Source organism: Epilithonimonas pallida (assembly GCF_900182975.1).
Classification (GTDB): Bacteria; Bacteroidota; Bacteroidia; order Flavobacteriales; family Weeksellaceae; genus Epilithonimonas; species Epilithonimonas pallida.
In genome coordinates, this window is the sequence record NZ_FXUO01000008.1 from 13065 (window position 1) to 35597 (window position 22533).

Consider the following 22533-nt stretch of genomic DNA (forward strand, 5'->3'; position numbering starts at 1 on the left):
TGTTTTTTGTTTTGTGTTGATTCGCTACTTTGTAGAAGAGATTTTTTCGCCTTATTTTTTTGGAATAAGGAATTATGCCGAAGGGACCGGTTTTGGATTTTATTTTTACGATAATATCTATTACAGCAGTACTACGATTTTTATAAGTACCGTTTTCTGTTTTTTTAAATTAATGTCCGAAGCAGAAATTGAGAAGAGACAATTGATAGAAGAAAAAAAGAACTCGGAACTTCAGGCTTTGAAAACCCAGATCAATCCGCATTTTATATTTAATACACTTAATAATATCTATTCTTTGGTTTACCAGCAATCAGAAAAAGCCCTTCCTGCGATCGAAGAATTAAGCCAGTTGCTGCGTTACAGCACAAAAGATTTGGAGAAGGATTTTATTTCTTTGGAAAAGGAAGTCGGCTATCTTGAAAGTCTGATAGAACTGGAAAAACTCAGGATTAAAAATCCCGAATTATTAATAATTAATAAAAAAATCAACTTCCCGAATCTTAATATTTCTCCGATGTTGCTGGTTCCGTTTGTTGAAAATGCCTTCAAACATGGAGATTTTGGTGGAAAAGGTTTTACTTTGAAAATTTCTGATGAGAATCAAAAACTCCAGTTTCACCTTCATAATTTTAAAAAATTGAAATCAAAAGATTCTCTTTCCGGAATTGGAATTGGCAATGTAATAAAAAGGCTGGAAATCCTTTACCCCAAAAAACACAAGCTCAATATCATTGAAACCGAAACCGAATATTCTGTAGATTTGAAAATTGATTTGAGAAATGAATAAAATTAAATGTATTGTTGTCGATGACGAGCCGCTGGCAGTTTCTTTATTAAGTAGTTATGTGGAGAAAATGCCTTTCCTGGAATTGGTTTATTCTTCAGAGAATCCGATTGAGGCTTTGGAATACATTCAGAAAAAAGAAGCCGATTTGATTTTCTTGGATATACAAATGCCGGAACTGACCGGAATTAATTTTATGAAAATCGTTGGCAACAAACTGAAGTATATTCTTACAACAGCTTATGCAGAATATGCTTTGGAAGGCTATGAACACAACGTTGTGGATTATCTTCTGAAACCGATTTCGTTTGACCGTTTCCAAAAAAGCGCTTTGAAAGCCCAGGAACGTTTTGCTGTCAATCGGGATTCTAACGATTCTTATTTCTTTGTCAAATCTTCCGGTCAGCAGCATCGCATCAATTTCAATGAGATCCTTTATATAGAAAGCATCAAAGATTACGTCAACATCAATACAGGAAATCAGGAATATATCGTTCTTGACACGTTAAAATCTCTGGAAAATCAATTACCTGAAAACTTTGCCAGAGTTCATAAATCTTTCATCCTTAATCTTGAAAAAATAGAGAAAATCGATGTGAAAAATGTTTTCCTCAACTCCGGAAAAGAAATCCCGATAGGCGAAACTTATAAATCCGAATTCTTTCTAAAAATTAAAAAATAATAATTTACATCTGTTATATTCTAAATTTCTCCAATTCTAATTGTAATAAGACGAAAATATTGTTAATTTTGCGTTGTAAACACAAAAAGATGGTAGAAAAATTATTAGAGATTATTAATTCTATTAAGAAAAATAAATTCGAAGAGCCTGTTGCAGCAATCAGCCCCGAACAAAAACTTAGAGAAGACCTTAATTTCGATTCCTTTGATCTAGCAGAACTTACCGTAAAGATTGAAGAAGAATTTGGAATCGATATATTCGAAAATGGATTGGTAAATACGGTTAATGAAATCTACGAAAAACTCCAATGTTTTTCTTAATAGATCAGAATTTTTCTTTGTCATACGAAGAAATTCTGCAATATATCAATTCCGAAAATACTTATATAGATTGTTACATCTATCCCAACCTGAAATCTTTTTTTCTCAACTGGATTTTTGCGTTGGTTAATGAAAATAATATCGCTTTGATGGACTCTGACATCTCTGAAAAAGAGATCAAGGCAAACAAATTATACATCAATCAATTAATCAAAATAGAGAATCCCAAAAAGTTTTCCTCGGTAGAAGAATTGATCAATTCAATCAGATATTCTCAGTCAGAGATTACATTGTTCACTTCCGGAACGACTGGTTTTACAAGAAAATTCACCCATCCTTTGAAAAATCTGATCAGAAAGATTAATGTTTCTGATGAGAGAAAACATGATGTTTGGGGTTTTGCTTTTAATCCGACTCACGTTGCTGGTGTACAGGTTTTTTTTCAGGCCATATTGAATCAAAATCTTTTAATCAATGTTTTTTTAGCGCCAAAAGATTTCATAATTGATTCCATCAAACAGTATAGAATTACGAATCTTTCGTCAACGCCCACTTTTTACAGATTGCTATTGCCGTTGGAAGAATCTTTTAATTCGGTTAAGAAAATTACTATTGGTGGCGAAAAGTCGGATGCTCATCTGATCTCTGAAATCGAAAAAGCGTTTCCGAATGCAAGGATCAACAATGTTTACGGTTCAACAGAAACAGGACCTTTGTTTTCCTCTCAGAATGATGAATTTTTTGTTCAGGAAAAACATATTGGTAGGATAAAAGTCGTTGATGACGAATTGTATATCCACAAAGATCTATTTGGAAAAACCACGCAACTTAATTTGGTTGATGATTTCTATCCAACAGGAGATTTGATTGAATGGATTGATGACGAACAAAGAAGATTTCGCTTCACATCCAGGAAGAATGAACTGATCAATGTCGGCGGTTACAAAGTGAATCCTTACGAAGTGGAAGACGAATTGAATCAGCATTCCAAAATCCGAAATGTAAGGGTTTACGGGAAAGCAAATGCTGTTTTAGGAAATATCATTTGCTGCGAAATCGAATTGCATCCAGATACCGAATTGAAAGAAGAAGAAGTAAGATTTTTCTTGAATGGGAAGATTCAAAACTTTAAAATTCCGAGAAAGATAACCTTTGTTGAAAAAATAGAATTGACCAGAACCGGAAAAAAGAAAATAGTATGAATGTATTGATAACGGGAGTTTCCAGAGGTGTGGGTTTAGAAATCAGCAAATTGTTCCTGGAAAACGGGCACACGGTTTACGGCATTAGCAGAACAGAATCCGAAGAATTAAAAGCTCTTGAAAAACAATATCCGGAGAATCTTTTTTTTAAAACGTTCGATTTGTCAAATCCGGAAAAAATCAAACAGGAAGTTTTCAAAGACTTTGTCAAAAATCAAATTCCGATTCATGTATTAATCAACAATGCGGCGATGGCTTATGACGATATTGTAACGAATCTTAATTACGAGGACTTGAAAACAATGTTCGATGTCAATCTGTATTCGCCGATGTTTTTGACGAAATATGCGATTCGAAACATGATCTATAACCGGGTTTCCGGAAGCATTATTCATATTTCTTCGATCAGTGCGCACACAGGTTACAAAGGATTGTCAATGTATGCTTCTTCCAAAGGCGCTTTACAGTCTTTTTCCAAAAATATTTCCAGAGAATGGGGAGAACGTGGGATCCGTTCCAATATCGTTGTTCCGGGTTATATGGAAACTGCGATGAATGCTAAACTCACTCAGGATCACAAAAACAGAATCTTCAAAAGAACCGCTTTGAAAAAAGAAACCGATATGCGATCTGTTGCAGAAACAGTTTTATTTTTGGCAAGTGAAAAATCAAAATCTATCACAGGACAGGAAATTTTTGTGGATTCCGGAACATTATAAAGCACAAAATTATGATTAATCTAATATATAAAGCTCTTAATATTATTCCCAAAACGATTGCAAAAATTGAGAAACTCTATTCTTACAGCATTCTCAATTCGCATTCCGGAGTCAGGCTTCATTCGGATCTTAAAATCGGAAAAGCAACGACTTTTGAGTTGGATGATAATGCAAAATTCGAGATTGGAAAAAATGTGATTTGGAGAGATCATAATGCAATTAGGATCAGAAACGGCGGAACATTGATTTTCGGAAACAATGTCGATCTGAGTCATTACATCTCTATTAATTGTCTGGATAAAATAGAATTAGGCGATGATACTTGTGTTGCTGAAGGTTGCAAATTCTATGATCACGATCACGCTTTCGATACAAAACCAGAATACATCTGGCACAAAACCAAATTCAATACAGCACCCATAATCATCGGGAAAAATGTTAAAATCTACAGTAATGTTACCATTCTCAAAGGCGTAACAATTGGTGATAACTGTATCATTGGTGCGAATTGTGTCATCTCCAGAAACGTTCCTGCCAATTCTATCATCTTTGGAAAACACGAGTTGATGAGGTTGCCTTTGATGTAATTTATTTGGGCAGCTATTTCCGTCTTCCGCTCCCAATCTTTTTATTTTTTTGCAAAAAAATAAAAAGGATTTCCGCTCAAGCCGGGCTGTGTGTAATTCAATATTTTAATGATACTTTAGAAAAAAATAAAAATTTTTAAAGTAAAAAAAAATCAGCGTCGTCATATTCATATGGAGTCGCTATCTTTACAGCAAATGGCCGAAAAAAAATCTGCATCGATTACGGAAGTCGTAAAAAATTACGGCTCCCAACTCTTGCGCTTTATTAATTCTAAAGTGGCAAAGACAGAAGATGCGGAAGATATTCTGCAGGAAGTTTGGTTTCAGACCAGCCGGTTGACTAACTTGAACGAGTTAGAAAATGTTGGTGCCTGGTTGTATTCGGTTACCAGAAACAAAATCATTGACAGCTACAGAAAAAAGAAAAGCGAATCTCTGGAAGATTTTGTTTATCAGGATGAAGACGGTGAACTGAATGTGAAAGATATTCTTTTGGCTGATGATAGCAATAGTCCGGAACTTGGCGTTTTCAAGGAAATGTTCTGGAATGAGCTGATGAAAGCTTTGGATGAATTGCCGGAAAAACAAAAACGGGTTTACATTCAAAACGAGTTAGAAGATAAAACGCTACAGGAAATTGCTGACGAGGAAGGCGAGAACATAAAAACAATCATTAGTAGAAAATCATATGCGGTAAAACATCTGCGAAAAAGATTGCAAAGTCTTTATAATGATTTGAACGATTAATATTTAGAATAAAATGAAAAAAAATAAAAAGAAATTTTGGTTGGCTATCCCTTGCATCATTGCAGCAATAGGGTTATTTGTCTGGTTTTTCCAATGGCTTTGGAATATCCTTTTGCCTGATGTTCTGGGTGTAAAAGCAATTAATTATTGGCAGTCTTTGGGAATTTTGGTTTTATCGAAGATTTTATTCGGAGGATTTAACGGAAAGAAAAAATTCGGGAGACGACATCACTTTGACGGGCAAGATGCTATGAAAGAAAGCTGGAAGCAGAAATTCGAAACCCAATTCTGTGGTAGCGAAGAAGAACGGGAAAAGTTCAAGGAAATGTGGAAACAGAGATTCGAATCCAAATTCTGCAGACCAGAAAATCCTCAAACAGAAGAAAATAAAGCGTAAAATAAAAGTCTCACCATTTGGTGAGGCTTTTTTGTAAAATTAAGCCACTTATAGTTTAAATCCCCATGGATTATTGAAATGATGTTCCTGTACACCTGTTTTACCACGGTATTTTCCGTCATGTTGGGTGGGTTTTGACGATTGCAGATTTATTATCTTTTTTTAATTCGATCGATATAGAAAATCCAGAACGATTTTTTGAGGTTAGGATTCGGATTAATAGTATGAATTCATTACAGTTATTCTCCAAAAATCACTGAAAAACCTTCGCTTCCACTGCCATTTTCACCAAAGAAGCGACATTTTTTGCTCCGAATTTTTGTAATAAGCTTTTGCGGTGAGTATTGGCTGTCGGCAGGCTGATGAAAAGCCTTTCGGCAATTTCCGGATTGGTGAATCCATTACAGATTAAGCTGAGAACTTCTTTTTCCCGCTTTGTGATGATAGGATTTGTGTTTTCAATATTCTGAAGCGATTCCGCAGCTTCCATACAGAGATAATTTTCCCCTTTCATTACCGATGCAATAGCATCTGTAAGCTCATCTTTGGAAGCATTTTTCAAAAGATACCCCGAAGCCCCGTTTTTGAGCATATCACGAATGACGGACTGCTGATTGTAAGTGCTTAATCCTAAAATCTTGATTCTCGGGTACTGCTTTTTTACTTTTCTGCAAAGTTCGATTCCGCTTTCATCGGGCAGGCTGATATCCATAAAAATAACGTCCGGACGGTATTTGTCCAGAAAATCCATGCACGAGGAAGCGCTCATAGAATGTCCCAGCCAATTGATATTTTCTTCGTCCTGTAAGATGGAGCGAATACCTTCGATAACCATAAAATGGTCGTCCACAATAAAAATGCTTATATTATTTATCATACGGGAATTTCTATTAATACAGATGTTCCTTTTCCGATGCCTGAGTTCAAATCGATTTTTCCTTTTACAAATTGTACTCTGTTCCGGATATTTTTCCAGCCGATTCCTTCCGAGCTTGACAGTATTACTTCTTCAAATCCTTTGCCGTCGTCTTCAACGGTGATATGCAGCATTTTTTCTTCATCCGAAAAATGTGCCTGAACGAGTAGATGTTTCGCTCCCGAATGCTTCAGTACATTATTGGCAAGCTCCTGAACAACCCGGTAGCCTGTAACGGAAATTTCCTGGGAAAACGGCTGGTGTTCCATATCTATAGACTGATAGCTTGTTTCCAGGGAAGTGGTACGCCCCAGCTCGATGCAAAATTCCCGCAAAGCATTATCCAATCCGTATTTCAGCAAATTTTCGGGCAGCATATTGTGGGCGACGCGCCGCATTTCCCTAATGCTGTTATCAAGCTGATGAATGCTTCTTTCAAATGCTTCCGCATTTTCAGAAGTCATAATAAGATTTTCTTTCATAGCACTAAATGATAGTTTTACACCGCTGAGCATTCCGCCCAAACCGTCGTGCAAATCTTTGGCAAGACGAGAGCGTTCCTGCTCCTCGCCCCGGAGAACTGCTTCCGTTGCGGCAAGCTGCTTTTCGGTTTCAAGCTCGGTGATTTTTTGCTTTTGAATGGTGTGGCGGTGCTTTAAGTTCCGGTAAATTAAAAATGCAATCAACAGGATAGCTGCTACCATTGCTGCAAAAATATAATTGAGCAGGCTTCGGTTTTTTAATTTGGCCGCCTGCTCTTTGATTTGTGAATCTTTTTGTGCGGATTCATATTTTTTTTCAAAATCCGTAGTTATTTTCTGCAGGTTCTCATTTAATAAGCTGTCCCGAAAAGCCTCATAATCTTTGGAATATTCATTTCCTTTTTCAGGATTCTGCATTGCATACGCTAATTTGGATTGAAACAGGAGCTGTCTGAGCTTTTGTTCTCTGAAATTATTTTTTTTGATTAAAACATTTGCAGAGTCTCCATACTTTTCGGCGGTTTTATAGTCTTTTTTATTCAGATATATTTCTCCGATTCCCCAATAGGCGTGGGACATTCCCTCTTCTGAACCAAATTGTTTCGAGAGATCCAGACCTTTATCCGCAAAAGACTTCGCTTTATCAAGATTTCCTTCCAATAAATAGATGTAGGCGATGTTGAGAGTACCCATTAATTCTACCGGCTTTTCATTGCTTTTTACAGCATACGAGAGTGCTTTGTCAAAATTTTTGCGGGCTTCAGGGAACTGACCGAGCTTCAGATAATTGTAAGCAAGATTATGATAAGCATAGGAAAGCGGCTGCGGCCTGTTTTGATTTTCCAATTTCCGGACGGCTTTCAAACCGTACTCTACACCTTTTTTGTATTGATGCATATCTGTGGCAAGCAGCTGCATTCTGTCGTAAATCTGCCCTTCAAAAAAAGTATTTCCCAACTTGGCAAACAAAGCTCTTCCTTTTTCGAAATTTGCGGCTGCGTTTTCGTAATCGCCGGCTTGCAGATAAACAGTGCCAATATTCATAATAGCTTTTGCTAATCCCAACGAATCTTTATTTTCCTGAAACCACGCTACTGCTTCTTTGGCGATGGGAAGTGCCGATTCGGGTTTTCCCTGGTGGGCGTACAAATCAAGATAAAATGCGTAGAAATCCTGCATTCCGTTGTTATATCCAATTTTTTTACCCAGAGTCCCGGCTAGCAGATAGTATTTTTCGGCAGTTGTCTTATTTTCTTCTTCATAAGATTTGCCAATCGCAATGAGTATATTTACTTTATTGCTGTCTTCCTTGGCGGTTTTTAATCTTGCAAGCAGCTGATCTCTGCCCGCTTTAGATTGTGAAAAAAGGGTTATGGAAATCATCAATGTTAAAAAAATACAAATTGACTTCACAGGATTATTTTATAACAAATTTAAAAATTAAAGCGATGCAAAAACATCATCCAAAAAGATGATTTTTAAAGAATTATGAAAAAATCATCTTTTTGGATGATTGTCCAATGTCCGTATTATTACAAACTTTGCTTCATAAAATCTCTAAAATAGATGCTACTATGAAAAACAGAACTATATTTAGATTCTTCATCTTAGGCTCGTGGCTGCTTACGATGACGGTTTTCGGGCAAAACATTACCACTGTAGGTTTGGGATATAATTTCACATATGCTACCGATATTACGCAGGATTTGGACGGAAATATCTATGTGTGCGACGCTACAGATGAACTCATAATGAAAATTGACGGTGCCAACAAAACCACTGTAATCTCTGCCGGAAAAGGGAAGCCCGGAGCAATAGCTTTGGATAACGACGGCAATTTGTACGTTGCCTATATTGCGGGAATCAACTCGGGCAAAATATTTAAAATGACAACCAATGGCGGCAACCCTACACTGTTTGCCAATCCCAATACGTCCATTACCAATTTAGAATTCCTGGGGATTTATCTCTGGTACACCGCACCAGCTCTTAGCAATAAAATAGGAAGAATCAGCCTGTCTGACGGCACTGTTGGTATGGTAAATATGCCTTATAACGTGGCGAATGCAAGCGATTTTACCTTTGACAATGCAGGGAACAGCTATTTTGTTTTTCCCAATTACAATAATGTGGTAAAAATAGACAACATTTTTTCCACGTATACCATATCGGATAATTCGGGAACCAGCATCACCTGTGTAGATTTTCGTCCGTTTCTCGGATTGGTCATCGGAGGTATGTCGGATATTGTCATTATGAGTGTTGACGGACACGTAATTACACATTGGTCACTTCCCGTTTACAATCCCGGACAACCGTTTTTACCAATGGCGGTAGAAGCAAGAGCACAGAATAATGCCAGCTTTGTCTTTTATGATACCGATGCCAAATACAGAGTGTATAACTTCAAATACCCCGACAATACTTACGCTGTGAGAGGAAGCCGGTTTGATTCGCCGAAAAACATCACGCTGGATTCGGGAAACAACATATACGTCAGCGACCACGATGTAGCTACAGGATACAATTCGATAAAGAAAATCGTTCCGAACAACGCTTATTTCGGAGGTTACCAGATATCCAACATTTGGAACACCACAAACACGCTCGCCGGAATAGCGTACAGCAACAATGCCGATTACATCTACTTCGGAGATGCAACTGATAATGTCATCAAATTTGTGAACACTTCCGGAAATACTTATGGCAATTATATTACTAATCTTGCCAATCCTTATATGATGAAGTCATACGGTCAGATTGACTATTACACCCAAAGAAACTATTCTTATCTCGTCGGACGAAAATTAAACTTCCCTTTCGGATATACCTACACCTACTTGGGCGTGTTGAATGATGCGAAAGGATTTGATTTCGATACCAGCGGATATGCCTATGTGGCAGATTATGCTTCCAATGTTATTGTCAAAATTAATCTCTCGACAGGAGCTAGCATTGCTTTGGGAAATATCGGTAATAATTTCAACCAGCCAAGCAGCGTAGCGGTGGATAATGTGCATAATGTGATGTACATCGCCGATACCGGAAATAATGCAATTAAAAGAATGGATATGAACGGAAACAACATTACCACGATTGGCAGCGGATTTTTCAAACCTGAAGGCGTGTATCTGAATAGTTCTGCAAACAAACTCTATGTGGCGGACACCGGAAATAACGTTGTGAAAATCATTGATTTAATAGATCCAAATTTGTCCGTTTCCGAAATGCCTGAAACAACGAATCTTCAAATTTTTCCCAATCCGGCATCTGATTTTGTTCAAATTTCCTCAAAAGAGAAAATAAAAACGCTGGCACTTTTTGATCTTTCGGGGAAACAGGTGATGAACGATAACAATCCGAGAAACAAAATTTCATTAGAACGATATCCGAAAGGAATGTATTTACTTAAAATTACTTTTGAAGATGGAAACATCGAAATCCGAAAAATTGTAAAAAAATAAACGCTTGCGGTTGATTTTAACTGTATGCTATACAATCCGGGATTTGTGGGATTTTTGCAAAGGGCTTACAGAAGGCACATATCGATTATGATAAAAAATTAAAAAATATTCAAACTTTAAAATAACATATCATGAAAAAGACATTTACAATTTTAGCTTTTATTGCTTCTTATTTTATTTACAGCCAAGGAATACAAGCCTTAGATGGATCTAATATTTTTTATCGTTATGCAACTGTTTACGATTGGGATTGTTGTTTGCTTGGCCCGGGATATAATGATGGTCAACCGTATAATTATCCTGTTGACGGTCATTTTAAAGTAATGTATGACGATTTTGGACATGGTACGGTTGTAGAATCAACGGGAAGTTATGCATCTATTAATCCGGTTGGTTCATCTTATAACTCCAGTTTTGGAACATCTTCATATCCGGATTATAAAAGTCTTACTGTCAATAGCCAGTGTTGCAATGAATTTGGCGATAAAATTTATGTTAAATTGAGTGAACCGATAACACTATCTACGGAAAATGATAAAAGGAAATCATTTAAAATTTATCCAAATCCCATTACAGATTTCATCAAGATTCAAAAACCTGAAAATCTTAAAATTATTAAAGCAGAAATATTTGATATGAATGGAAAATTGATTGATAATTTCAAAATTGAAAATGATAGGATCAATGTGGAAAGCTTACTAAAAGGTATCTACTTCCTGAAAATATTATCGGTAAAAGGTACGGAAAATTTAAAATTTATTAAAAAATAAACATCCTGAAATTGCTATTAAGATTGAATTAAAAAAACGTTCTTTAAAATATTATCTAAACAGCCCTTACTCTAAGGCAAGGTAGTTTAGTCAATATATTGTTTGAATATAAATCATTGAATTTCAAATCAATTATCATCGTTACTTAAAAAGAAAAGCCATTTCATTTTTTGAAATGGCTTTTTATATCATCTGTTAAATTTAGTTTTTAACTTTCTTTTTCCATTGCTTTGATAAGATTAAGAGCAGAACCAGCTTTGAACCAGGCAATTTGTCCGGCATTATAAGTATGGTTGGTTTTAATAATATCTTTGGTACCATCTGCGTGAACAAATTCCAAGGTCAGTTGCTTTCCCGGAGCAAACTGATCCAGATCCAGGAAATTAATCGTGTCATCTTCCTGGATTTTATCATAGTCTTCTTTATTGTCAAATGTCAAAGCCAACATTCCTTGTTTCTTAAGATTAGTTTCATGGATTCTGGCAAAAGATTTAACCAAAACTGCTCTTACCCCAAGATGTCTTGGTTCCATTGCCGCGTGTTCTCTTGATGAACCTTCACCATAATTCTCATCGCCGACAACAATCGTTGGAATTTCAGCAGCTTTATACTGTCTTGCAGAATCCGGAACGGGTTTGTATTGGCCGTCCAGTTCATTTTTGACCTTGTTCGTTTCCATATTGAAGGCGTTCACAGCTCCAATCAACATATTGTTTGAAATGTTATCAAGATGACCTCTGTATTTCAGCCATGGCCCGGCCATAGAAATGTGGTCTGTGGTACATTTTCCGTAGGCTTTGATTAGTAATCTCGCACCGGTAATATTGAGGCCGTCCCAAGCCGGGAATTCTTCCAGAATTTGTAATCTGTCAGATGTTGGTGATACAATGACTTCAACATTAGAACCGTCTTCAGCAGGCGCAATATAACCTGGATCATCAACATCGAAACCTAATCTCGGAAGATCATCGCCGCTAGGTTCATCAAGCATGACTTCCTGCCCGTCTTTATTTTTCAGTTTATCAGTCAACGGATTGAATCTCAAATCCCCCGCAATCGCCATTGCTGTCACTAATTCCGGAGAACCTACGAAAGCGTAAGTATTAGGATTGCCGTCCGCTCTTTTAGAGAAGTTTCGGTTGAAAGAGTGAACGATCGTGTTTTTTTCTTGTTTTTCTGCACCTTCACGAGCCCATTGTCCGATACAAGGTCCACAGGCATTAGCAAAAACTTTACCGCCAATTTCGTCAAAGGTTTTCAGGAAGCCATCTCTTTCTACTGTAAATCTTACTTGCTCTGAACCAGGAGTAATGGTATATTCAGCTTTCACTTCAAGATTTTTTTCTTTGGCTTGTTTAGCGACAGAAGCGGCTCTTGCGATATCTTCGTAAGAAGAGTTAGTACAAGAACCAATCAATCCGACTTCGATTTTTGTTGGCCATCCGTTTTTCTCAGCAATTTCTTTCATCTGCGAAATTGGTGTTGCCAAGTCTGGTGTGAAAGGACCGTTAAGATATGGTTCTAAAGTGTTTAGATTAATTTCAATAACTTCATCATAATATTTTTCAGGGTCAGCGTGAACTTCCGGATCAGCTTTCAGAACATGAGCAATTGCATCAGCTGCATCAGCCAAATCTTCTCTGTCTGTTGAACGGAGATATTTGCTCATATTTTGGTCATACTCGAAAATAGAAGTTGTCGCTCCGATTTCCGCACCCATATTACAAATCGTACCTTTTCCTGTACAAGACAATGAATTTGCGCCTTCTCCAAAATATTCTACAATCGCACCCGTTCCTCCTTTTACGGTAAGAATTCCTGCCACTTTCAGAATGATATCTTTTGGAGCCGTCCAACCGTTAAGTCTTCCGGTTAGTTTAACACCGATCATTTTAGGGAATTTAAGTTCCCAAGCCATTCCCGCCATCACGTCTACTGCATCAGCACCACCAACTCCAATGGCGACCATTCCAAGTCCACCTGCATTTACAGTATGAGAGTCGGTTCCAATCATCATTCCGCCAGGGAAAGCATAATTTTCCAATACAACCTGGTGAATGATTCCGGCACCAGCTTTCCAGAAACCAATTCCGTATTTATTGGAAACCGATTGTAGGAACTGATAAACCTCGTTATTTTTATTTTCAGCTTCGATCAGATCTTTTGCTGCGCCAACTCTTGCCTGGATCAGGTGATCTGCATGAACAGTTGAAGGAACAGCGACTTTTTTCTTTCCAGCCTGCATAAATTGTAAAAGAGCCATTTGGGCTGTTGCATCCTGCATTGCCACTCTATCCGGAGCGAAATCTACATAGGATTCTCCTCTTTTAAATGCTTCTTTTACCTGAGATGGAAAAAGGTGAGCGCAAAGAATTTTTTCTGAATAAGTAAGAGGTCTTCCCATAAAAGCTCTTGCTTCGTTTACTCTGCTTTCAAAATCAGAATAAACTTTTTTGATCATATCCAAGTCAAAAGTCATATTTCGATATTTTTTATTCTTATTAATTCCGCTTTTTGATAGAGAAGCAGGAAATTTTAAACCAATACAATTCATCAAATTCCATTCCTATACTCGTAAATAAAGGATAAATATGATGAATGACTGTAATATTTTATGACTATGAAGTTAAGGAAAAAATAAATTTGATGATATTAACATAGATCAAAATAATTTGAATAGTCTTAAATAGAAAGATTCTAAACAAAAAATGGAAGACTTCAAAAAGAAATCTTCCATTTATATTTAAAAAGCATTTTAGCCTTTAATGTAAAAATCTATTAATGGCCAACAGTTACCAATTCTTTAATAGATGGAACAAAAGTCGTCAAATCGATCCCTTCAACAGCTGTTTTGTACTCATCGATGCTAGGAATTCTTCCCATGATTGCAGAAAGAACAACAACAGGAGTGGAAGCTAATAAAGACTCTCCTTTTTTACGCTCAGAATCTTCAACCACTCTTCCCTGGAAAAGACGGGTAGAAGTAGCTAAAACAGTATCTCCTTTAGCTGCTTTTTCCTGGTTACCCATACAAAGGTTACATCCCGGACGCTCAAGGTACATCATGTTTTTATATTCTACACGGGCTTCACCTTTAGGAGCGTTATCATCAAATTCAAAACCTGAATATTTCTCAAGGAATTCCCAGTCACCTTCTGCTTTTAGCTCATCAATGATGTTATATGTTGGAGCTGCTACTACAAGCGGAGCCTTAAATTCTACCGTACCGGTCTGCTTTTCAATATTTTTAAGCATTTGAGAAACGATCTTCAAGTCTCCCTTGTGAACCATGCAAGATCCGACGAAACCAAGGTCAACTTTTTTCTCGCCTCCATAATATGTAAGATCTCTGATCGTATCGTGGGTGTATCTTTTAGAAACGTCGTCGTTGTTTACATCCGGGTCAGCGATCATTGGCTCTACAATAGCATCAAGATCAACGACAACTTCAGCATAATATTTAGCATTTGCATCAGGAGTTAAAGCAGGTTTTTCACCTGTTCTGATTTCCTCAATTCTCTTGTTTGCTTTGTTGATCAAACCCTGAAGAACGTGATTTTTGTTGTCCATACCTTTATCGATCATGATCTGGATTCTGCTTTTTGCAATTTCCAAAGATTCAATCAAAGTATCGTCTTCAGAGATACAAATCGAAGCTTTAGCTTTCATTTCTGCAGTCCAGTCTGTGAATGTAAACGCCTGGTCAGCCGGAAGTGTTCCGATGTGAACCTCGATAATTCTTCCCTGGAAAACATTTTCACCGTCAAACTGCTTCAACATCTGAGCCTGAGTTGCGTGAACCACATCACGGAAATCCATATGCTCCTTCATTTCTCCTTTGAAAGTTACTTTCACAGATTCAGGAATCGGCATTGAAGCTTCACCGGTTGCCAAAGCCAAAGCTACCGTTCCGGAGTCTGCCCCGAAAGCAACACCTTTAGACATTCTTGTGTGAGAGTCACCGCCGATGATGATTGCCCATTCGTCAATCGTAATATCGTTGAGAACTTTGTGAATAACGTCTGTCATTGCGTGGTATTCACCTTTCGGGTCACGAGCTGTGATCACTCCGAAATCGTTCATGAATTTCATTAATTTAGGAATATTGGTCTGTGCTTTTTTATCCCAAACTGAAGCGGTGTGACATCCTGACTGGTAAGCTCCGTCAACAATAGGAGAAATTACCGTTGCTGCCATAGATTCCAATTCCTGAGCGGTCATTAAACCTGTTGTATCCTGAGAGCCCACGATGTTTACTTCAACACGAACGTCGGAACCTGCATGTAACAGTTTTCCTTCAGTAACGCCAACTGCATTTCTGTTGAAGATCTTTTCAACGGCAGTAAGTCCTTGTCCTTCAATAGAAATTTCTTTAGAAGGCGCGAAAACCGCAGGAGGAGTAATACCTAAAGTTCTTGCCGCGAACGTCTGGATTTTTTTACCGAAAACGATAGCGTAAGAACCTCCCGCTCTGATAAACTCTAGTTTTTGAGGAGTGAATGATTTTGAAATATCTTTCAATTCAGCATCTCCGTTATATAATTTTTTCTCTTTCGTATTGATGGTCAAAACCGTTCCTGTAGCAACGGAATATTTCTCTTCCAAAACGATATCGCCATTTTCATTACGAACAGGATTTCCGTTTTCGTCAACTTTCTTTACCCAGTTTTGAAGGTCGATTCCGATACCTCCGGTTACGTCAACGGTTGTTAAGAAAATTGGGGAAATACCATTTGTTCCTCCAACGATTGGAGCGATGTTTACAAACGGTACGTAAGGACTCGCTTGTTTACCAGTCCAAAGTGCCACGTTGTTTACACCCGACATACGGGAAGAACCAACACCCATTGTTCCTTTTTCTGCGATCAGCATTACGCTTGCATCAGGATGTTGAGCTTGAAGCATTCTGATTTCGTCCTGTGCTTCAGGAGTGATCATACACTTTCCGTGCAATTCCCGGTCTGAACGCGAGTGCGCCTGATTTCCCGGAGACAATAAATCCGTAGAAATATCACCTTCACCAGCAATGAAAGTCACAACCTTGATTTCTTCCGGAACTTCCGGAAGTTTCGTGAAAAATTCTGCTTTCGCATAGCTTTCCAAAATATCTTTAGCGATTTTGCTTCCCAATTCGTACGCTTCTTTCAAACGAGCTGTGTCAGCATCATATAAGAAAACCTGGGTTTTTAGAACTTCAGCCGCTTGTCTTGCAATGTTTTCATTATTACCTAATGCCAAATCAAGCAATACTTCGATTGACGGACCACCTTTCATATGAGACAGAAGCTCAAAAGCAAAGCTCGGCGTGATTTCTGCAACCGCAGATTCTCCAAGGATGATTTCTTTTAGGAATTTTGCTTTGACACCGGCAGCACTTGTTGTACCCGGTAAAGTATTATAGATAAAAAATTTAAGAGAATCAGCACGGTGCGCGTTAGCTGTATCTTTGATTTGTGAAATGATCTCGCTTAATAAATCTGCGTTATCAATTGGCTTTGGATGAAGCCCTTGGTTTTTTCTTTCTTCAATCTCTTGGATATAATCCTGATAAATATTCATAATATTAGAACTCTTTTCTTTCTTTAATTCAGATATTTGTGATTGCAGTTATTGATGCTACAACAACAAATGTATTGTAATGAGATAGTTTCCGGAATTTTGTAGACAAACCTGATTCTATCAATGGAATCTAAATTCTTATTAAATTCGCCCAAATTTACGAAATTCTGAGCTTTTCTAAGAATAGAATAATTTAGATTAAAAATAAATTAGATGTCTTTTATCTATATTTTTATATTTTTATCATAATAATTTTTATTTTGAGAATCAGAAATAGGTAAATTTTATTATTTTGAAAATCAGCCAATTAATTAAAATCAGAAAAAAAGAGATAGGCATTTTTGTCTTTTTCCTGATTTCGGTTTCCATCTATTTTTTCTTTGATCCTTCAAAAAATTCATATTTCTTAAAGTGTCCATTAAAAGAAATGACGGGATATGAGTGTGCAGGTTGTGGTGTTCAAAGAGCATTTCATTCATTGTTACATTTTCGGGTTTTAGAAGCTTTTAAATTCAATCCATTATTTGTAATAGCAATCCCAATTATTGTCTTTTTGCTTTTGAATAAATGTTTTAATCCAAATTACGAAAAAACTATTTTTTCCAAATTATTTTTTAGAAAATCATTTTTTATTGTACTGTTAATAATAGTTTTATTATTTTCGCTATTCAGAAATACTGTTTTTTATAATGGTATTATTGAAAATTTATAAACACACAAAACAAGGATGAGAAAATTATTAGGCTTATGTTTCACAGGCTTTATCATTTCCCTATATTCCCAAATGAAGGATGATGTAATTCCTTCTCTTATTCCAAAGACAATCAATCAAAAAGCTGGTTATGTTAACCAATCCGGCAAATTAGTTATTCCTGCTGAATATCATATTGCAATGTTTTTTTCCGAAGATTGTAATTTGCTTAATTCTCCAAACCGTAAAATCAGAATATTTGGTTCTGCTGATTATGCTACAGTTGAAAAAAACGAAACTACTTACAGGATTAATAAAAAAGGTACTCGTGTTTACGAATATAAAAAAGAAGATCTTGGAAAATGTGTTTCCCCTTATGAAGCACCCAAGTATAAGGCTTTTGTTATGAATGGCTTGTATGGTTTGGTAAGTAAGGATAATGCAGATTACAAAAACTATAAGGATTTCGAAATTTATCCTCAATATCAGATGCTGTATGTTTTGGACGGTGACAAAGAGAATCCAATGATCGTGGCGGTTTTGGATAATAAATTTGGTGTGATCGATAAGCAAAATCAGATTGTCATTCCTTTTGTTTATGAAGATATCAAAACTAATCTGAGTTGGAAGACTGCTAATCTTTTTGAAGTTTCAAAAGATGGAAACCAATATTTTTTTATTAATAGAAATAATCACGCGTATTAATTAAAAATTTGTAATTTCGCAGTCAGAAATTTAAGGGGTGCTGTAAAAAGCTGAGATTATACCCAATGAACCTGGAACTTGTAACGAGTTTAGGGAAACATTCATTATAAATGATGAATGATAAAAGATGAGTGATTAATAATAACGTTATAAAAATCATTTATCAATCATCGAAAATCATTTATAACCGTAATCGCCCCTTTTATTCCACTAAATTTTAACAACAAAAATTTAAGAGAATGAAAGGATTTATTTTTTTAGGAGTATTAGCTGCTCCTTTTTATCTTTCGCAGACTGTTCAGGATTCTACAAAAATTACATCAATTCCAGCGGTCGAATTCACAAAAAAAACGCCGGTTGCAAAAGCAATCATTAATGTCGAAAAAGATTTGGCAGACAAGAATCTAGGTCAGGATTTACCGATTCTTTTGAAAAACCAAATGTCTGTTATTTCAACTTCTGACGCAGGAAACGGAATTGGATATACAGGATTCCGCATCAGAGGAACAGCAGGGACAAGTATTAATGTCATGATGAATGGCGTTCCTTACAATGATGCAGAATCCCAGGGAACTTTTTTTGTAGATGTTCCGGATTTGACAAGCTCGGCTTCGCAGATTGTCATTCAGAGAGGTGTAGGAACTTCATCTAATGGTGTTTCTGCTTTTGGAGCGAGTGTTAATGTGATTTCCAGAGATCCTTCGGAGGAGTTTTCTGTAAAGTCCGATGATTCTTATGGGTCTTTCAATACCTACAAATATTCTGCAGAAATTAATTCCGGAAAGTTCTGGAAAAACCGTTTGTCTGTGATGGGCCGATATACAAATATCCATTCCGACGGCTATATTGACAGAGCTTCTTCCAATCTGCATTCCTATAATTTTTCTGCTTTGTTCCAGGAAAAAAATACGGAGTTGAGGTTTTTGGCATTTGGAGGAAAAGAAAAAACGTATCAGGCGTGGAATGGCATTGATAAAGCAACTTGGGAAACTAACCCGAAGTTCAATTATTCCGGAGCAATCTATGATGCAAATTGGGAAAATATTATCGGGTTTTATGACAATGAAACTGATAATTACAGACAAAATCATTACCAGTTATTATGGAACCAAAAACTTTCTGATCAATGGAAATTAGAAACTACGGCACATTACACCAAAGGAAAAGGCTGGTACGAAAACTATAAACAAGGTGCCAAATTTTCCAAATATAATTTACCAAACATCATCGAAAATGGAACTGAAATCAAAACTTCGGATTTCATCAGGAAAAAATGGCTGGATAATGATTTTTATGGTGTTATTTCTACTTTGTATGGGAATTTGGGAAATCTGAGTGTTAATGTGGGAGCGGTTGCTAATCAGTATTACGGGAGGCATTTCGGAAACGTAACAGGCGTTTTTATTCCTCAGATAGATGAGTTCGAATATTACAGAAACCGCTCTGTCAAGAACGAAGTTTCAGGATTTGCAAAAGCGATTTATAAATTGAATCAATTCGAATTCTTTGGAGATCTGCAATTAAGAAATATCGATTATAATACTAAAATCATTACACAAGGCGATGGTGAAGGCGCCGATCTGGATAAAAAGTGGACATTCTTCAATCCGAAAGCAGGAGTTAATTTTAATATAGATAACGGAAAAGTTTTTGTGTCGTATGCTAATGCGCACCGCGAACCTAACAGAGATGATCTTTTTGCAAACCCGGAAACAAAAGCAGAAACACTGCATGATTTTGAAGCGGGTTGGGAACAGCAATTCGGTAGAGTAGCTTTAACGGCCAATGCCTATTATATGTATTACAGAAATCAGCTGGTTCTGAACGGACAAATTAATAATGTTGGGGAATTTATAAGAACCAATAGCGGAAAAAGTTACAGACTTGGTTTAGAATTAGGGATTCTTGCCAAGATCACTCAAGATTTGCAGGTTTCTGCGAATGCGACTTTTAGCAATAACAAAAACAAAGATTTTTATTCTGAAACGGAAGACGGCGTTCAGAATTTCGGGAATACGGACATTTCTTTTTCACCTAATATTATTGCCAATGGGAGTGTGGCTTATTCGCCGTTCAAAAACTTCAACCTTGGCATTACCGCACAATATGTCGGAAAACAATATCTGGATAATTCGGGAGATAAAATCAATCAGTTGGACTCCTATTTCGTTCCGGATTTTAATATGTCATACATGCTGCCTTTTCAGAAACAGGATGTCATTCTTAGATTTTTGTTAAATAATTTCACTGATACGAAGTATGTCAACAACGGTTTTAGTGGACCGTATTACTTCTCACAAGCCGCAATTAACTTCCTTTTTGGTGTTTCTTTGAAGTTTAAATAAAAATTTTCACCCTGATTATTAATTAGTTATGTTGTTTTTAAGGTCTTGGGGTAATTTTTTTCTTGTTAACTTAAAATTAATATTAGATTTACAAGGATTTTAATTGTTTGACAAAAAATTAATTAAAATCAAATATAGACCTTAAAAATTTACATCTATGAAAAAAATCTATTCTCTGATGCTTGCAGTATTGGCAGGTATGACGCTTTCTGCACAAGCACTTTTAAAAATTGTAAAAACATCAGAAGGTGTTTATACTATGACTTACAATGATTCTGCAAATGGGTGGGCATTTTATGACCCATTTAGTCAACCTATCGGTGTTTATCTGTTTATAAATCCCGGGGATACAACACCAAGCGGAACATTTAATGATGCCTGGAGTAATATTACAACAACACTTAATTGGGATGGGACGAATTATTCGGGAACAATTAATCTGAATACCCATAATTTTAATAATACAGGAGGTGTTTTGCCGCCCGGAACTAAAGTGAATGAATTGAGGTTTCTTTTTACAGAAGCTCCTGCAGGTAACGGTGGACATCAGACAGCTGATAAGTTGGGAACTAGTTACGGTTTTACACCTTCCACTATTTCAAGTTTAGCTGTAGCGGATGTTAATGGTAAAACCAAATCTCAGGTTGCAGCCGGGAAATTATTCACTTCGGCAAAAGGGAATCTGGATATTACGGTCTATGATTTTGGAGGAAAGGTTATAAAAAACTTGAAAGTGAATGCCAATGGAAACCCGATTGATCTCAATCTTTCTCAAAAAGGAATGTATCTGATGACAATTTCCGGGAATGCTATTTCAGAAGCGGTGAAATTTTCTTACTAACTTTAATTAATTCATATCAAATCAAAAGGTTGCTGTAAAAAGCAACCTTTTATATTTTCTTTAACATCAAAAATTATGTAGTTTTGTGGCGATGAATTTTGAATATCTTTTATATCAATATCTTCTGAAGCATAATAGGGCAGAAGTTCCTGAGTTTGGCATTTTCCAGCTTAACAGAGAATCTGCTAAAATTGATGCAGAAAATTCTATTATTATTCCTCCGAAGGAAACTGTCACTTTCGAATATGAACCGTCTGGTTACGACAATCAGTTAGCGAAATATATTGCTGACGAAACCAATACAAACCTTTTTATAGTTCAGATGAACCTGAAAAACGAAGTGGCAAATTGGATTCAAAAATTACAGACAGAGAATGTTCTTAATCTTGAAAATCTTGGTCAATATCAATTGAACGAAGAAAACAAGGTTGTTAAAGTAACAGATAATGATGATGATGTTTTTGGTTTTGAAAAAGTGGATCTGCAGCATCTCAAAACTTTAAAGTCAAAAAATAGTTTCACAGAAGATTACAGTTTCAATAAAGGTGTTATTTGGACTTTTCTAAGTATAATTATTATTGGAGCTGCAGCATTATTTCTCTTTGGAGACCAGGAATTGATATTCGGAAGATCATCAAACATCCCGGCAAAACAGCTTATCAAGACAGTTGAAAAACCAAAAGTTTTGGTCGTTCCCAAACAAGATTCAATAAAAATAGATAGTATAAAACCGACAACGAATGCAAAAATCCAAAAAACCAATAGATAGCCTTACGGTAATGACGAACATTGTCTTGCCCAACGAAACCAATTCATTAAGAAATCTTTTCGGAGGCGAGCTATTGTCAAGAATGGACAGAGCAGCTTCTATCTCGGCAACAAGACATTGCGAAAGAAGAGTGGTGACGGCATCTGTGAATCATGTCTCTTTCAATCATCCGATTCCGGAAGGTGGAATTGTGGTTTTGGAATCCAAGGTTTCCAGGGCATTTTCGACATCAATGGAGATTTATGTGGACGTGTGGCTGGACGACCCAATCAATCAGACAAAAATCCATACCAACGAAGGTATTTATACGTTTGTTGCTGTGGATGAGTTCAATCGTCCGATTCCAATTCCTGCGATCGAGCCGGAAACTGAAGAAGAAGTAAAACGTTTTGATGCGGCGCTCAGAAGAAAAGAATTATCACTGATTCTTTCCGGAAGAATGAAACCGGCAGATTCTGTAGAACTGAAAAAATTGTTTGCAGGAGAGATCGAAATATAAATTACGACGGAAGATTTTTCTTCCGTTTCTTTTTTTATCACTTATCAACGATAA

Annotated in this window: 20 protein-coding genes; 16 read left to right on the forward strand and 4 right to left on the reverse strand. The window is 36.6% G+C overall.

Features of this window, described 5'->3' with window-relative positions; genetic code table 11:
* Positions 1-172 precede the first annotated feature (172 nt).
* The 8 genes from QOL71_RS14545 (at position 173) to QOL71_RS14580 (ending at position 5438) form a co-directional block, all read left to right on the forward strand.
* On the forward strand, positions 173-787 hold the full coding sequence (locus tag QOL71_RS14545; RefSeq protein ID WP_283417642.1) for a sensor histidine kinase: 615 nt from the start codon (positions 173-175) through the stop codon (positions 785-787).
* Positions 780-1466: a LytR/AlgR family response regulator transcription factor gene (locus tag QOL71_RS14550; RefSeq protein WP_283417643.1), complete on the forward strand. Its 687-nt coding sequence runs from the start codon at positions 780-782 to the stop codon at positions 1464-1466. Before QOL71_RS14545 ends, QOL71_RS14550 begins: the two co-directional genes overlap by 8 nt.
* Before the next feature lie 89 nt (positions 1467-1555).
* Positions 1556-1786 (forward strand): acyl carrier protein, encoded by a 231-nt coding sequence (locus QOL71_RS14555; RefSeq protein WP_283417644.1) that lies wholly within the window; start codon positions 1556-1558, stop codon positions 1784-1786.
* Positions 1774-2988 carry an ANL family adenylate-forming protein gene (locus QOL71_RS14560; protein ID WP_283417645.1) on the forward strand — a complete coding sequence of 405 codons (1215 nt, stop codon included), beginning with the start codon at positions 1774-1776 and terminating at the stop codon, positions 2986-2988. The genes QOL71_RS14555 and QOL71_RS14560 overlap by 13 nt, the downstream gene beginning before the upstream one ends.
* Entirely contained in the window at positions 2985-3707 is a 723-nt protein-coding gene (locus QOL71_RS14565; protein ID WP_283417646.1) for an SDR family oxidoreductase, read from the forward strand. Before QOL71_RS14560 ends, QOL71_RS14565 begins: the two co-directional genes overlap by 4 nt.
* Before the next feature lie 11 nt (positions 3708-3718).
* Positions 3719-4294, forward strand: a complete 576-nt coding sequence (locus QOL71_RS14570; RefSeq protein ID WP_283417647.1) for an acyltransferase — start codon at positions 3719-3721, stop codon at positions 4292-4294.
* Positions 4295-4489: 195 nt separating this feature from the next.
* On the forward strand, positions 4490-5041 hold the full coding sequence (locus tag QOL71_RS14575) for an RNA polymerase sigma factor (protein ID WP_283417648.1): 552 nt from the start codon (positions 4490-4492) through the stop codon (positions 5039-5041).
* Between the two features lie 13 nt (positions 5042-5054).
* A complete protein-coding gene (locus QOL71_RS14580; protein ID WP_283417649.1) occupies positions 5055-5438 on the forward strand; it encodes a hypothetical protein in 384 nt (127 codons plus the stop codon).
* 253 nt (positions 5439-5691) lie between these two features.
* Here QOL71_RS14580 and QOL71_RS14585 read toward each other — a convergent pair whose 3' ends face one another.
* Entirely contained in the window at positions 5692-6315 is a 624-nt protein-coding gene (locus tag QOL71_RS14585; protein WP_283417650.1) for a response regulator, read from the reverse strand.
* On the reverse strand, positions 6312-8219 hold the full coding sequence (locus QOL71_RS14590) for a tetratricopeptide repeat-containing sensor histidine kinase (RefSeq protein WP_283417651.1): 1908 nt from the start codon (positions 8217-8219) through the stop codon (positions 6312-6314). Before QOL71_RS14590 ends, QOL71_RS14585 begins: the two co-directional genes overlap by 4 nt.
* 191 nt (positions 8220-8410) lie before the next feature.
* Here QOL71_RS14590 and QOL71_RS14595 point away from each other — a divergent pair, with 191 nt between their 5' ends.
* Positions 8411-10300 carry a T9SS type A sorting domain-containing protein gene (locus tag QOL71_RS14595; protein WP_283417652.1) on the forward strand — a complete coding sequence of 630 codons (1890 nt, stop codon included), beginning with the start codon at positions 8411-8413 and terminating at the stop codon, positions 10298-10300.
* A 131-nt stretch (positions 10301-10431) separates the two neighbouring features.
* Positions 10432-11070 (forward strand): T9SS type A sorting domain-containing protein, encoded by a 639-nt coding sequence (locus QOL71_RS14600; protein WP_283417653.1) that lies wholly within the window; start codon positions 10432-10434, stop codon positions 11068-11070.
* 208 nt (positions 11071-11278) lie between these two features.
* Here QOL71_RS14600 and QOL71_RS14605 read toward each other — a convergent pair whose 3' ends face one another.
* Positions 11279-13549: an aconitate hydratase gene (locus tag QOL71_RS14605; RefSeq protein ID WP_283417786.1), complete on the reverse strand. Its 2271-nt coding sequence runs from the start codon at positions 13547-13549 to the stop codon at positions 11279-11281.
* 299 nt (positions 13550-13848) lie between these two features.
* A complete protein-coding gene (locus QOL71_RS14610; RefSeq protein ID WP_283417654.1) occupies positions 13849-16629 on the reverse strand; it encodes a bifunctional aconitate hydratase 2/2-methylisocitrate dehydratase in 2781 nt (926 codons plus the stop codon).
* 292 nt (positions 16630-16921) lie between these two features.
* On the opposite strand from QOL71_RS14610, the gene QOL71_RS14615 reads away from it, so the two are divergent.
* The 6 genes from QOL71_RS14615 (at position 16922) to QOL71_RS14640 (ending at position 22479) form a co-directional block, all read left to right on the forward strand.
* Positions 16922-17341, forward strand: coding sequence for a DUF2752 domain-containing protein (locus tag QOL71_RS14615; RefSeq protein WP_283417655.1), 420 nt, complete (start codon positions 16922-16924; stop codon positions 17339-17341).
* A 15-nt stretch (positions 17342-17356) separates the two neighbouring features.
* Complete coding sequence (locus QOL71_RS14620; RefSeq protein ID WP_283417656.1) at positions 17357-18025, forward strand: WG repeat-containing protein; 669 nt, start codon at positions 17357-17359, stop codon at positions 18023-18025.
* A 239-nt stretch (positions 18026-18264) separates the two neighbouring features.
* Complete coding sequence (locus tag QOL71_RS14625; protein WP_283417657.1) at positions 18265-20370, forward strand: TonB-dependent receptor; 2106 nt, start codon at positions 18265-18267, stop codon at positions 20368-20370.
* Positions 20371-20527: 157 nt separating this feature from the next.
* Positions 20528-21211, forward strand: coding sequence for a T9SS type A sorting domain-containing protein (locus QOL71_RS14630; protein ID WP_283417658.1), 684 nt, complete (start codon positions 20528-20530; stop codon positions 21209-21211).
* Positions 21212-21302: 91 nt separating this feature from the next.
* Positions 21303-21980, forward strand: a complete 678-nt coding sequence (locus tag QOL71_RS14635) for an HU domain-containing protein (protein WP_283417787.1) — start codon at positions 21303-21305, stop codon at positions 21978-21980.
* The gene (locus QOL71_RS14640) at positions 21952-22479 is read left to right on the forward strand and encodes an acyl-CoA thioesterase (RefSeq protein ID WP_283417659.1); all 528 of its coding nucleotides are present in this window, start codon (positions 21952-21954) and stop codon (positions 22477-22479) included. The genes QOL71_RS14635 and QOL71_RS14640 overlap by 29 nt, the downstream gene beginning before the upstream one ends.
* Positions 22480-22533: the final 54 nt, after the last annotated feature.